The organism is Mycolicibacterium setense (assembly GCF_000805385.1).
In the GTDB taxonomy this organism is placed as follows: domain Bacteria; phylum Actinomycetota; class Actinomycetes; order Mycobacteriales; family Mycobacteriaceae; genus Mycobacterium; species Mycobacterium setense.
In genome coordinates this window covers 860,670-872,520 of sequence record NZ_JTJW01000010.1, presented here as the reverse complement: position 1 = coordinate 872,520, position 11,851 = coordinate 860,670, and the positions used below count along the sequence as shown (strand labels likewise).

Sequence of the window (11,851 nt, the reverse complement as noted above, 5' to 3'; positions counted from 1 at the left end):
CAAGTTCTGACTGAAAGGGGCCGGGCCGTGGGCGATGTGTCGGTTGCGGCCACTAGTTAGCCGAGGTCACGATTAATGGTCTAGTCACTGGTCCATACTGGCCGGTAGCTTTGCGTGCACGTGAGCTGCGTCAGTTTGCCGGTCAGATGTGATTGCGGTAACTGTGCACCGTTCCGCGGGCCTGGATCACGGCGTCCTCCACCGCGGACCGGCAACCACAGCGTTTACACAGCTATCGTTTTTGTCCGATTCGCGAACGCATCCTAAAGATCTGTCCACCAAAGTTGACGATGACGTCAACACGCGATGTTGCGTGCATCAGACCGGGCTCACCTCGGCCGCACGCCGGTAGCGTCGAACCCATGCCCGATCTACTCCAGATGGCGGATTCGCTGTATCGGCTGCGGATCCCCGGTGGCCAGGCGCACCTACTCAACAGCTATCTGTGGACCGAGTCCGACGGCGTGACGTTGGTCGACACCGGCTGGCCGGACAGCGCGGGATTGATCGCCGACGCCCTCGCCGAACTGGGCTTGCGTCGCATCCACGTCAAGCGCATCGTGCTCACCCACTTTCACGAGGACCACAGCGGCGCTGCCGCCGAAATCGCGGACTGGTCCGACGTGGAGGTCATCGCGGGCAAGGGGGATGCCGAATTCGTCCGCGGCGGCGAACCCGGACCGCTTCCGGTGCTGACCGATTCGGAACGCGGGCTGCGCCCAGACTTCGACGCATCACCGCACGGCCCGGCGTGCCGGGTGGACCGGGTGGTCGGTGATGACGACGTTCTCGACTTCGCCGGCGGGGCCCGGGTGATCGGCGTACCCGGTCATACGCCGGGCAGCATCGCGCTGTATCTGCCCGCCGCCGATGCGGTCCTCACCGGCGACGTGGTGGCCGAATTCAACGGTCAGGTGATCTTCGGGGTCTTCAACTCTGACCGTTCCGAGCTCGCGGACTCGGTGGCCAGGCTCGCCGCCACCGGCGCGCAGCGCGCCGGGTTCGGCCACGGCGAGCCGATTCTCACCGACGCCGCCGCGCAGATCGCCAAGGCGGTCGACGTCTTCGCCTGATTCCCGCCGAAACGGCATTCCAGCAGGAAAAGTCCGAGTAGCGGTCTGCTGGAATGCCGTTTCGGCGGAGAAGGGGTGGCGACTACACCCGGCGCGGGGCAGCCAGACGCTCGCGGCGCAGCAGATCCACCTCGGGCAGTTGCAGTGGCGGAAGGTCGCCCACCACTTGAGACAACAGATGGTCGGCCAGCTCCGGATTGCGGGCCAGGCAGGGACCGTGCAGGTAGGTGGCCACCACGCTGCCTTGCACCGCACCGTCGTGGCCGTCGCCCAATCGGTTGCCCGCACCCTTGGTGACAGTGGCCAGCGGACGTGCATCGGGTCCGAGAACCGTTCCACCACGGTGGTTTTCGAAGCCGGTCAGCGGCTGGGTCAGCCCGTCGAGCAGGGGAGTCGAGGCCACTTCGCCGATGGTCCGGGTCTCCTGCGGCGATGTGGTGACGTCGAGCAGCCCGACGCCTTCGACCCGTTCACCGGCCGAGGTCTCGTACCAGTGCCCCAGCACCTGGATGGCCGCGCAGATGGCCAGCACGGGTGCGCCACGTGAAACTGCTTGCTGTAGACCGGGATAGCGGATCAGGTGCTTGGTGGCCAGCCGCTGCGCGTAGTCCTCGGCGCCGCCCAGGGTGTAGAGATCGAGCGACGAGGGCACCGGATCACCCAGCGTGATCTCCACGATCTCGGCGTCAATTCCACGCAACCGCAACCGTTGTCGCAGCACCACGGCATTGCCGCTGTCTCCGTAGGTTCCCATCACGTCGGGCAGCACGAGCCCGATCTGCACCGGGGCCTTATTGCTCCTCGCGCGCGCGCCACTCATGGGATCCGCCGATTCAGTTGCAGGAACGCGGTGTAGTTGGCGATCACCTCGACATGCCCGGGTGGGCAGGAGTCGATCGCGGCGACGGTGTCGTGCACCAGTGAGTGCTCGACACCGGCGTAGCCCAGCCGCACCGCGAGATCGGTCCCGCGCTCCCCGGCGGCGACGACGACCGTGTCGTCAAAGTGCTCGAACCGAACATCCCACAACCACGACAGATCCTCGCCGTCGGGAACTTGTCCGTTGACCGCGATCACCACCCCGGCGCCGTGCTTGTCCACCATCGACAGGGCCTCCTGCCAGCCGGCCGGGTTCTTCGCCAGCAGGATCCGCGCGGTATGCGAGCCGATCTGCACGGTGCGGTACCGCCCGGCGACCTCGTCGACGCCGGAGACGGCGGCCACCGCGGCGGCAGGGTCGGCGCCGAGAGCGACGGCGGCCGCGACCGCCTGGGTGGCGTTACCGCGGTTGACGGCGCCCGGCAGGGCCAGCGTCATCGGCAGCGCGAGGCCGTCGGGACCGTAGATGTGGGTGTCGTCGTACCACCACTGCGGGCTGGGACGTTTGAAGTCGCTTCCCGTCGAGTGCCAGTCCCGCCCGTTGCGCTCGATGATCTCGCCGGATCGCGGGCAGCTCACCGAGTCGCCGGACCAGCTGCCACCGGCCGCCACCCACACGACGTTGGGGCTGTCATATGCGGCCGAGGTCATCAGCACGTCGTCGCAGTTGGCCACGATCACCGCGTCGCGATGGCGGGCCAGCCCGCCGCGCAGGGTGCGTTCGATGTGGTTGATCTCACCGACCCGGTCGAGCTGATCGCGCGACAGATTCAGCAGGACGATCACAGCCGGGTTCACCGCGTCCGACACGTGCGGGACGTGCATCTCGTCGACTTCCAGCGCGGCCAGCGTGGCCTCGCGCGCCCCGGCCAGCGCGGCTACCAGCCCGGCGTCCATGTTGGCGCCCTCGGAGTTACTGGCCACCGAGCCGATCGTGGCCAGCGCGGCCGCCGTCATCCTGGTGGTGGTCGATTTGCCATTCGTGCCGGTCACGACGACGCTGCGGCGGTCCTGGCCCAGTTGACGCAGGATCGAGCGGTCCAGCGTCATCGCCACCAGGCCGCCGATCATCGCGCCCGCGCCACGGCCGGTGACCCGCGACGCCCAGCGCGCGGTTGATCCGGCGGCCAGAGCGGCACGCCCGCGAAGGGTCAGCATTCCGGCGATTTTAGGGGCACGACACGCTGGGCTGCCGAGCGAGGCGACGCGGCGCGTCAATCGGACTCTGTCGGGCTCGCGTGCCATCCTGGCGAATATGAGCAGCGCGTGGGGCAGGCCGGCATCCGAGCCGGGCGCGGGCTGGGCCGTCGTCGACGTGGAGACCACCGGGTTTCGGCCGGGTCAGGCACGCATCGTCAGCGTCGCCGCCCTGGCCGTCGGGGATGACGGCAATGTCGAGCGCAGCGTGTCCACCTTGCTGAATCCCGGGGTGGATCCGGGGCCTACCCATGTGCACGGTCTGACGGCCGAGATGCTCGAGGGCCAGCCGACCTTCGGCGACGTGGTCGCCGACGTGAGCGAGATCCTGCGGGGACGCACGCTGGTGGCGCACAACGTGGGCTTCGACTACAGCTTTTTGGCCGCCGAGGCCGAGCTGGTGGGCGCCGAGCTGCCGATCGACAGCGTGATGTGCACCGTCGAGCTGGCCCGCCGCCTGGCGCTGGGCACCGAGAATCTGCGCCTGGAGACGCTGGCAGCGCACTGGGGCGTGAGCCAGATGAAGCCACACGACGCGCTGGACGATGCGTTGGTGCTGGCGCAGATCCTCAAACCCACCCTGGCCCGTGCGCGGGACCGCAAGGTGTGGCTGCCCCTGCGGGAGGTGAGCCGGCGCCGCTGGCCCAACGGCCACATCACCCATGAAGAGCTGCGCCCGTTGAAGGTCCTGGCCTCGCGGCTGCCGTGCGAGTACGCCAACCCCGGGGTCCACGTCGCGGGCAGGCCACTGGTGCAGGGCATGCGCGTGGCGCTCTCGGCAGAGGTGGCGCGCACCCATGAGGAGCTCATCGAGCGCATCCTGCACGCCGGGCTGGCCTACACGGACCTGGTCGACCAGCAGACGTCTTTGGTGATCTGCAACGAGCCCGCACCCGATCAGGGCAAGGGCTACCAGGCCGTGGAGTCGGGTGTACCGCTCCTCGACGACGAGACGTTCATGGGCCTGCTGACCCATGTCCTCGGGGGTACGAGCATCGAGGAGTTCCACGACACCGGCGCCGAGAGCGATCAGTACACGCTGTTTTGATTCGCGGCTTGCCGCGGTGTTTTGACTAGCTGAGCGCCTTGGCCTTCAACCCGTCGAACTCGGCCTGGCTGATCGTGCCGGCATCCAGCAGAGCCTTGGCGTCGGCGATCTCCTGCGCCGGAGACCGGCCCGCCGCCTGCTTGATGTAGTCGTCGGTTTCCTTCTTGGCCGCGAGTGCCGCCGCCTGGGCACGCTCGGACATGCCCTGGCCGCGGGCGATCAGGTAGACCAGCGCGGTGAGCCACGGCAGCACGATCAGGAAGACCACCCACACCGCCTTGACCCAGCCGGAGGTCTTGTGGTCACGCCAGAACAGGTCGGTGAGGATCTGGAACAGGACCAGCAAGTAGGCGATCCAAGCGAAGATGATCAGGAAATGCCAGAGGAAATCCCAGGTCGAACCCCAGTCCATGGACTGCTCCTTGAAGTTGGCGGAGGCGCAGAGATCTACGCCGACGTCAGCTAAGCACGCGCTGCCCGGTTGACGGCAGATACGACCGCGCGAAGTGATGCAGTTGTGATCGAGGTGGCGATGCCGACGCCCCACACGGTCCTGCCGCCGATCGACGCCTCGACGTACGCCGCGGCCTGAGCCTCTTCACCCGAGGACATCGCGTGCTCGGAGTAATCCAGCACGTTGATGTCGTAGCCGATGGCGCCGAGGGCGTCGACGAACGCCGCCAGCGGGCCGTTGCCGGCACCGATGATCTCGCGCTCGACGCTGTCGATCTTGACGATCGCGGTGATGGTGTCGGTACCGCCGTCGACCTCGGACGCGACGACCTTCTGGCGGATCCGCTCCAGCGGCGTGATCGGGGCCAGGTACTCCTCGGAGAACGCGTCCCAGATCTCCTTCGGTGACACCTCGCCGCCCTCACCGTCGGTGATGGTCTGGATGGCCTGGCTGAACTCGATCTGCAGCCGGCGCGGCAGCACCAGGCCGTGGTCGGCCTTCATGATGTAGGCCACGCCGCCCTTGCCGGACTGCGAGTTCACCCGGATCACGGCCTCGTAGGTGCGGCCGACGTCTTTGGGATCGATGGGCAGGTAGGGAACTTGCCACAGGAGATCATCAACATCGAGGTCAGCCTCGTCCGCGTCGAACTTCATCTGGTCCAGGCCCTTGTTGATGGCGTCCTGGTGGCTGCCGGAGAACGCGGTGTAGACCAGATCACCGCCGTAGGGGTGACGCTCGTGCACGGGCAGCTGGTTGCAGTACTCGACCGTGCGACGGATCTCGTCGATGTTGGAGAAGTCGATCTGCGGGTCGACGCCGCGGCTGAACATGTTCAGCCCCAGGGTCACCAGGCACACGTTGCCGGTGCGCTCGCCGTTGCCGAACAGGCAGCCCTCGATCCGGTCGGCACCGGCCTGATAGCCCAATTCGGCTGCGGCAACACCGGTTCCGCGGTCGTTGTGGGGGTGCAGGCTCAGGATGATCGAGTCGCGCGGGGTCAGGTGCCTGCTCATCCACTCGATCGAATCGGCGTAGACGTTCGGGGTGGCCATCTCGACGGTGGCAGGCAGGTTGACGATCAGCGGCCACTCGGGCGTCGGCTTGACGATGTCGGCGACCGCGTTGCACACCTCGACGGCGTACTCCAGCTCGGTCCCCGTGTACGACTCGGGGGAGTACTCGAAGCGCCACCGCGTCTGCGGGTATTTCTTGGCCTCCTCGACGCACAGCTGGGCGCCGTCGGTGGCGATCTTCTTGACGGCGTCGCGGTCGGCGCGGAACACCACGCGGCGCTGCAGGATCGACGTCGAGTTGTAGAAGTGCACGATCGCCTGTGGCGCCCCGGCACACGCCTCGAAGGTGCGCTCGATCAGCTCGGGGCGGCACTGGGTCAGCACCTGGATGGTCACGTCGGCCGGGATCGCGCCGTCCTCGATGATCTCGCGGACGAAGTCGTAGTCGGTCTGGCTGGCCGACGGGAAGCCGACCTCGATCTCCTTGTAGCCCATCCGTACCAGCAGGTCGAACATGCGGCGCTTGCGCGCCGGGCTCATCGGATCGATCAGGGCCTGGTTACCGTCGCGCAGATCGACCGCACACCACATGGGTGCCTTGTCGATGACGCGATCCGGCCAGGTGCGGTCGAACGGAACGGGAGCCGGGCTGAATGCCGGGCTGCCGCCGGGGACTTCCTCGGCGAAGCTGCGGTAGCGGCTGACCGGCATGGATGAGCCGCGCTGGGTGTTCCAGACGGGCTGACCCGGATTGGGCGCACCGGCCGGCGTATTGATCGTGCGAACCGAACTGAAGGCATCTACAGAGATGTCGGGGGTGGTCATGGTTTTGCTCCGGGAGTTGAAGGGGGACCCGACCGGCGCATCGCAAAAACCCGCGACAGGAAGCCGGTCTGATCAGACCCCGTCGCGGCGTCCGAGAAGGAGCACCCGCTGCACGCGCTCAACTGTACTCCGCGCCAATCCCAGGCCAAAACCAGAGGTTGACGTGCGGTTCCTCCGATTGGGGGAACACATCTTCACCACCCCCGTGGCCTGATCGACCGACATACCCGGCGGCGTCCGGAGCGCATTCTTGTCTCAGCGGCCCAACAAGCCGGCAAGGAAAACGAAAAGCCAACTGAGACAAAGGATTCAGACCATGTCAAACTTCACCAAGGCTCTGGCACTGCCCATCCTGTCCGCGGGCTTCCTCGGCGCCGTCGCGCTGGGGCTGGCCGGCACGGCCGCCGCGCAGGGACCGGAAGGTTCGGGTAACCGCTACAGCCCCGACACCTACGCCACCCCGGCCCCCGGCATGAAACCCGGCTGGCACAACCACCACGGCCCGCAGCGGATCATCAGCATCTACGAGTAGACCGGAGAGGTGACTCACACCTGCGAATCGGGGAAGGCGATCACCGACAGGAACCGGATCGGCAGTTCGATCAGGTCCACCGGTCCGTGCGCGCCTTCCCCGTCGATCTGCAGGGAATCCCCGGGCTGCAGCCGATAGACCGAGCGGCTGTGGCTGTAGTCCATGACACCGGAGAGCATGTAGATGAACTCGGTGCCCGGATGCTGGAACAGCGGATACGTCTGACTCTTCTCGGTCAGCGTGACGTGAAGGCATTCCAGGCGCTTGTGCTCGCCACGCAGTGAGCTGAGCAACTGGTACTCGTGACCCTGCTTGGTGCCGTTGCGCACGATCTCGGGCCCGGTGCCCGCTTTGACGAATGCCGCCGGACGTTCGACATCGGCCCCGCGGAACAGGCTGGTCACCGGAACGTCGAGCCCCTTGGCGAGCAGGGCCAGGGTGGACAGGCTGCAGGACGTCTGGGCGTTCTCGATCTTGGACAGCATCGCCTTGGAGATGCCCACCCGGGCGGCCATGTCGGCGACGGTCAGCCCGTGTTGCTGGCGAAGTTGACGCACGTTGCGCCCGATCGCGGCCTCGAATTCCAGGTCCTCGACCGGGGCGTGCGGATCGCGCTCGCGGGCCGTGCCGGCATTCCGGATCAGCGGAACGTCACTCACGCGCAATCCGCCTGCGGCTTCTTGCTGTCCCTCACGCGCAATCCGCCTGCGGCTTCTTGCTGTGCCTCATGCGCGCCCCCCGTCTATCGCATCTCCCCGGCACCGACATACGGGTACCGGCTCTTGAGCAAATTGTCCTCTGCGAACCGGGCCAGGCGGAAATCCGACTCGGGTATCCGCGGGTTGCGGCTGTGGTCGTCGATCACCAGGTCGGCGACGAGCCTGCCGACCGCCGGAGCGATCTTGAAGCCGTGTCCGCTGAATCCGGCCGCCACCAGCAGGCCGTCGACGCCGGAATGCGAGATGACGGGGTTCCAGTCCGGGGTGACGTCGTAGCAGCCGGCGTAGCTGCCGGTGATCGCCGCGTCGGGGAAACCGGGAAACCGGGTGCCGACCTTGTCGACGGTCAGGTCGATGAACCCGTCGGTCGCCCGGTTCAGGTAATCGTCGGGGTCGGCAAGCTCCAACTCGGCTAGATCGGAATTTCCGAACAGCAGTTCGCCGTTGGGTTCGGGCCGGATGTATTGCAGCGAGACGAGATCGGAGAACACGGGCACGGGACCCGTGTCCACCCCGGGTTTGATGGTCACGATCTGTTCACGGTGCACATGGATCGGGATGTCGATGCCATGGGCCGCCAGGAACGGACCGGTCCATACTCCGGTGGCGACGACGACGGTGCCGGCCGAGACCCGCGTGCCGTCGGCCATTGCGACGCCGGTGACTCGGTCCCCGTCGAGCAGCAGCCCGGTAACGTTGGCGCCCTGCTGAATTCGCACCCCCGCCGCTCTGGCCGTCACCGCGAAGGCTTGCGCGGTCTGGTAGGCGTCGCCGTATCCGCCGCGAGCCTCCCACCCGAAGGCCGCGAACGGTTCCAGATCCGCCCACGGCCACAGCTTGGCCACCTCCGCGGCGTCGATCTCCTCGGTCTGCACGCCGACCTCACGTTGGGCGGCCAGGCTCATGCGCAGGTTGTCGACGTTGCGTTCCCCGACGCCGACGACATAGCCGGTCTGCCGGAACCCGATGTCGGTCCCGAAATAGTGTTCGGCATTCTCGAACACCTCGAGGCCGACGGCGGCCATGGCGGCCAGTGAGCTCACCCCGTAGTGGCAGCGCACGATGCCGCTGGATTTGCCGGTCATGCCGGAGCCGACGGTATTACGTTCCAGGACGGTCACATTGGTGACGCCGCGCTGACTCAGCGCCCAGGCCGCCGCAGCACCCTCCAGCCCGCCCCCGACGATGACGACGTCTGCCGTTGCGCTCATTGGCCCGGAATCCAGTTGGTGCCGGCCAGCGGGACCCGCGCCATTGCCGCCGCTTCGATGGTGATCGCCACCAGATCCTCGGGCTCCAGGTGGCACACGTGCGCCTTGCCGCAGGCCCGGGCGATTGTCTGAGCCTCCATGGTCAGCACCCGCAGATAGTTGGCCAGTCGCCGGCCGCCCTCGACCGGGTCGAAGCGGGCCGCCAGCTCCGGGTCCTGGGTGGTGATACCGGCCGGGTCGCGTCCGTCCTGGAAGTCGTCGTAGAAACCGGCTGCGCTGCCCAGCTTCTCGTATTCGGCGGCATAGCGCGGGTGGTTGTCCCCGAGTGCGATCAACGCGGCGGTGCCGATCGCCACCGCGTCGGCGCCCAACGCCAGCGCCTTGGCCACATCAGCGCCCGAGCGAATGCCACCGCTCACGATCAGCTGCACTCCCTTATTCCCCGTCGCTCCGCTCGCCCCGGTGCGATGGACGCCGAGCTCCTGCAACGCCTGCACCGCCTGCGGCACCGCGGCCAGTGTGGGGATACCGACGTGTTCGATGAACACCTCCTGGGTGGCGGCCGTGCCGCCCTGCATGCCGTCGACCACCACCACGTCGGCCCCGGCATGCACGGCGAGCTTCACGTCGTAGTAGGTGCGGGTGGCCCCGACCTTGACGTAGATCGGCTTCTCCCAGTCGGTGATCTCGCGCAGTTCGTTGATCTTGATGGTGAGATCGTCGGGGCCGGTCCAGTCCGGGTGCCGGCAGGCGCTGCGCTGGTCTATGCCCTCGGGCAGGGTCCGCATCTGGGCTACCCGCGGGGAGATCTTCTGGCCCAACAGCATTCCGCCGCCGCCGGGTTTGGCGCCCTGGCCGAGCACCACCTCGATGGCATCGGCCTTGCGCAGGTCGTCGGGGTTCATCCCGTAGCGCGAGGGCAGGTACTGATACACCAGGTGCTTGCTCTGCCCGCGCTCCTCGGGCGTCATACCGCCGTCGCCCGTGGTGGTCGAGGTGCCTGCCTCACTGGCGCCGCGGCCCAGGGCTTCCTTGGCTGGCCCGGACAGGGCGCCGAAGCTCATGCCCGCGATGGTGACCGGGATATCCAGGTGCAGAGGGTGTTTCGCGTGTCGGTCGCCGAGCACCACGTCGGTGCCGCAACGTTCGCGGTAGCCCTCGAGTGGGTAGCGCGACATCGACGCACCGAGGAACAGCAGATCGTCGAAATGGGGCAGGCGGCGTTTGGCGCCCCAACCGCGGATGTCGTAGATGCCGGTCTCGGCGGCGCGCTGGATGTCGGCGATCGTGGACCGATCGAAGGTGGCGGATTCGCGCAGGTTCGTCATCAGTAGGCACTCGCATTGTCGACGTGGAAGTGGTAGAGGTCGCGGGCCGAGCCGTAGCGGGTGTAGGACGCGGTGTCGTCGTCGCGGAAGCCACTGGCTGCCAACAACTCCGCGAGCTCGGCATGGTGCTCGGCCCGCATGGGCTTGGCGATACAGTCGGCGCCCAGCGAGGCCACCTCACCACGGACGTAGATGCGGGCCTCGTAGATCGAGTCACCGAGCGCCTCCCCGGCGTCGCCGCGGACCACCAGCCGGCCCGCTTGGGCCATGAACGCGCTCATGTGGCCGATGCTGCCGCCCACCACGATGTCGACGCCCTTCATCGAGATTCCGCAACGCGCAGCCGCGTCCCCCTCGATGACCAGCAGCCCGCCGTGGGCGGTGGCACCCGCGGACTGCGAGGCATTTCCGGTGACGCGCACCGTGCCGCTCATCATGTTCTCGGCCACTCCGGTACCGGCGTTGCCGTCGATCGTGACCTCGGCGAGCTGATTCATCCCGGCTGCGTAGTAGCCGACGTGGCCTTCGACGGTGACACGCACCGGCACGTTGAGCCCGACCGCCACGTTGTGCGCGCCGTCGGGATGGGCGATGACGTACTCGCCCTCGACGTCCGATTGATGCAGTGCGGCGTTGACTTCACGCAAAGGCGTTGTGCGGAGGTCAAATCGGGTCAGTGTCATCTGGTCCATGCGTAGACCACCTCCGGTTCCGGTTCCCAAATGCGCGCCTGCTCGACCCCCGGCAGTCCGGCCAGGGCCCGGTATTCGCTGGCCATCGCCACCCAGTCGGCGGTTTCGGCGATCACCGCCGGCTTGCAGGCGATGGCGTCACGCACCACCGCGAACGAGTCGTGATCGGAGACCAGCAGGGTGTAGAAGCCATCAAAGACCGCGAGGAGTTCCTTCAGGGCGGTGGCCACATCGCGGCCGGCCGCCAGCTGTTCGGCCACGAACCGGGCGCCCACCTCGGTGTCGTTCTCGCTGTCGAACACCACACCGGCGCGGCGCAGATCGCGACGGATGGTGGCGTGGTTGGCGAAAGATCCGTTGTGCACCAGGCACTGTCCGGGGCCGACCGTGTACGGGTGGCAGCCCGACGGCGTCACCGCCGATTCTGTGGCCATCCTGGTGTGCCCGACACCCTGCCAGCCCTGAGCCTTGGCCAGGCCCCAGGCCTCGGTCAGGGCGCGGGGATGGCCGACCCCTTTGAGCACCGCCAGATCGGGGCCGAACCCGGAGATCAGCGCGGTCGGATACGCGGAGCGGACCAGGTCCAGCAATTCCTCGGAGTCCATGTCGGCTGACAGCAGGTAGGTCGAATCAACCTGCACCACATCCACATCCGGTCCCAGGTCGGGCGAGTCGGCGATGTCCGTCACCGAGACGCAGCCCTGCCCGTACGGCGCCCACTCCGGGTCCCCGTAGATCGCGATCCCCGCAGAGTCGGCACCGCGGTCGGACATCTCGCCCAGCATCGCGGCGAGCAGTTCGCCGAGGCGCGGATACAGTTCCGGTGTGCGCAGGTGAAGCCCCACAATCCCGCACATAGTCCTCTCCTTTCGTGAGA

12 protein-coding genes are annotated in these 11,851 nt (G+C 67.3%); 3 read left to right on the top strand and 9 right to left on the bottom strand.

From position 1 onward, the window contains the following. Positions 1-362: 362 nt before the first annotated feature. On the top strand, positions 363-1,073 hold the full coding sequence (locus QQ25_RS29255) for an MBL fold metallo-hydrolase (RefSeq protein WP_039382557.1): 711 nt from the start codon (positions 363-365) through the stop codon (positions 1,071-1,073). A gap of 82 nt (positions 1,074-1,155) precedes the next feature. On the opposite strand, the gene QQ25_RS29250 is transcribed toward QQ25_RS29255, so the two are convergent. Continuing rightward, positions 1,156-1,893: a type 1 glutamine amidotransferase gene (locus QQ25_RS29250; RefSeq protein ID WP_039382555.1), complete on the bottom strand. Its 738-nt coding sequence runs from the start codon at positions 1,891-1,893 to the stop codon at positions 1,156-1,158. Next, positions 1,890-3,110 carry a Mur ligase family protein gene (locus QQ25_RS29245; protein ID WP_039382553.1) on the bottom strand — a complete coding sequence of 407 codons (1,221 nt, stop codon included), beginning with the start codon at positions 3,108-3,110 and terminating at the stop codon, positions 1,890-1,892. The genes QQ25_RS29250 and QQ25_RS29245 overlap by 4 nt, the downstream gene beginning before the upstream one ends. Positions 3,111-3,207: 97 nt before the next feature. Here QQ25_RS29245 and QQ25_RS29240 point away from each other — a divergent pair, with 97 nt between their 5' ends. Continuing rightward, positions 3,208-4,197 carry a DEDDh family exonuclease gene (locus QQ25_RS29240; RefSeq protein ID WP_039382551.1) on the top strand — a complete coding sequence of 330 codons (990 nt, stop codon included), beginning with the start codon at positions 3,208-3,210 and terminating at the stop codon, positions 4,195-4,197. A 25-nt stretch (positions 4,198-4,222) separates the two neighbouring features. On the opposite strand, the gene QQ25_RS29235 is transcribed toward QQ25_RS29240, so the two are convergent. Both QQ25_RS29235 and leuA read right to left on the bottom strand, forming a co-directional pair. Beyond that, entirely contained in the window at positions 4,223-4,609 is a 387-nt protein-coding gene (locus QQ25_RS29235; protein ID WP_039326001.1) for an SHOCT domain-containing protein, read from the bottom strand. Between the two features lie 50 nt (positions 4,610-4,659). Continuing rightward, entirely contained in the window at positions 4,660-6,492 is a 1,833-nt protein-coding gene (gene leuA, locus QQ25_RS29230) for a 2-isopropylmalate synthase (RefSeq protein ID WP_039382548.1), read from the bottom strand. Between the two features lie 316 nt (positions 6,493-6,808). Here leuA and QQ25_RS29225 point away from each other — a divergent pair, with 316 nt between their 5' ends. Next, positions 6,809-7,024 carry a hypothetical protein gene (locus QQ25_RS29225; RefSeq protein WP_039325995.1) on the top strand — a complete coding sequence of 72 codons (216 nt, stop codon included), beginning with the start codon at positions 6,809-6,811 and terminating at the stop codon, positions 7,022-7,024. A 14-nt stretch (positions 7,025-7,038) separates the two neighbouring features. On the opposite strand, the gene QQ25_RS29220 is transcribed toward QQ25_RS29225, so the two are convergent. The 5 genes from QQ25_RS29220 to QQ25_RS29200 all read right to left on the bottom strand — a co-directional run bounded on the left by QQ25_RS29220 (position 7,039) and on the right by QQ25_RS29200 (position 11,831). Beyond that, complete coding sequence (locus tag QQ25_RS29220) at positions 7,039-7,683, bottom strand: type II toxin-antitoxin system RelB family anti-toxin (protein ID WP_039325994.1); 645 nt, start codon at positions 7,681-7,683, stop codon at positions 7,039-7,041. An 83-nt stretch (positions 7,684-7,766) separates the two neighbouring features. Further along, on the bottom strand, positions 7,767-8,954 hold the full coding sequence (locus tag QQ25_RS29215) for an NAD(P)/FAD-dependent oxidoreductase (RefSeq protein ID WP_039382546.1): 1,188 nt from the start codon (positions 8,952-8,954) through the stop codon (positions 7,767-7,769). Further along, positions 8,951-10,282, bottom strand: a complete 1,332-nt coding sequence (locus tag QQ25_RS29210) for an FMN-binding glutamate synthase family protein (protein WP_039325990.1) — start codon at positions 10,280-10,282, stop codon at positions 8,951-8,953. The genes QQ25_RS29215 and QQ25_RS29210 overlap by 4 nt, the downstream gene beginning before the upstream one ends. Continuing rightward, positions 10,282-10,974: a protein glxC gene (locus QQ25_RS29205; protein ID WP_082017725.1), complete on the bottom strand. Its 693-nt coding sequence runs from the start codon at positions 10,972-10,974 to the stop codon at positions 10,282-10,284. The genes QQ25_RS29210 and QQ25_RS29205 overlap by 1 nt, the downstream gene beginning before the upstream one ends. Beyond that, the gene (locus QQ25_RS29200; protein WP_039325988.1) at positions 10,962-11,831 is read right to left on the bottom strand and encodes a class II glutamine amidotransferase domain-containing protein; all 870 of its coding nucleotides are present in this window, start codon (positions 11,829-11,831) and stop codon (positions 10,962-10,964) included. The genes QQ25_RS29205 and QQ25_RS29200 overlap by 13 nt, the downstream gene beginning before the upstream one ends. Positions 11,832-11,851 lie beyond the last annotated feature (20 nt).

What these genes read in the sequence shown, in the direction of transcription:
- QQ25_RS29255 (WP_039382557.1), top strand. Translation starts at nt 363, where the DNA reads ATGCCCGATCTACTCCAGATGGCGGATTCGCTGTATCGGCTGCGGATC.
- QQ25_RS29250 (WP_039382555.1), bottom strand. Translation starts at nt 1,893, where the DNA reads ATGAGTGGCGCGCGCGCGAGGAGCAATAAGGCCCCGGTGCAGATCGGG.
- QQ25_RS29245 (WP_039382553.1), bottom strand. Translation starts at nt 3,110, where the DNA reads ATGCTGACCCTTCGCGGGCGTGCCGCTCTGGCCGCCGGATCAACCGCG.
- QQ25_RS29240 (WP_039382551.1), top strand. Translation starts at nt 3,208, where the DNA reads ATGAGCAGCGCGTGGGGCAGGCCGGCATCCGAGCCGGGCGCGGGCTGG.
- QQ25_RS29235 (WP_039326001.1), bottom strand. Translation starts at nt 4,609, where the DNA reads ATGGACTGGGGTTCGACCTGGGATTTCCTCTGGCATTTCCTGATCATC.
- leuA (WP_039382548.1), bottom strand. Translation starts at nt 6,492, where the DNA reads ATGACCACCCCCGACATCTCTGTAGATGCCTTCAGTTCGGTTCGCACG.
- QQ25_RS29225 (WP_039325995.1), top strand. Translation starts at nt 6,809, where the DNA reads ATGTCAAACTTCACCAAGGCTCTGGCACTGCCCATCCTGTCCGCGGGC.
- QQ25_RS29215 (WP_039382546.1), bottom strand. Translation starts at nt 8,954, where the DNA reads ATGAGCGCAACGGCAGACGTCGTCATCGTCGGGGGCGGGCTGGAGGGT.
- QQ25_RS29210 (WP_039325990.1), bottom strand. Translation starts at nt 10,282, where the DNA reads ATGACGAACCTGCGCGAATCCGCCACCTTCGATCGGTCCACGATCGCC.
- QQ25_RS29205 (WP_082017725.1), bottom strand. Translation starts at nt 10,974, where the DNA reads ATGGACCAGATGACACTGACCCGATTTGACCTCCGCACAACGCCTTTG.
- QQ25_RS29200 (WP_039325988.1), bottom strand. Translation starts at nt 11,831, where the DNA reads ATGTGCGGGATTGTGGGGCTTCACCTGCGCACACCGGAACTGTATCCG.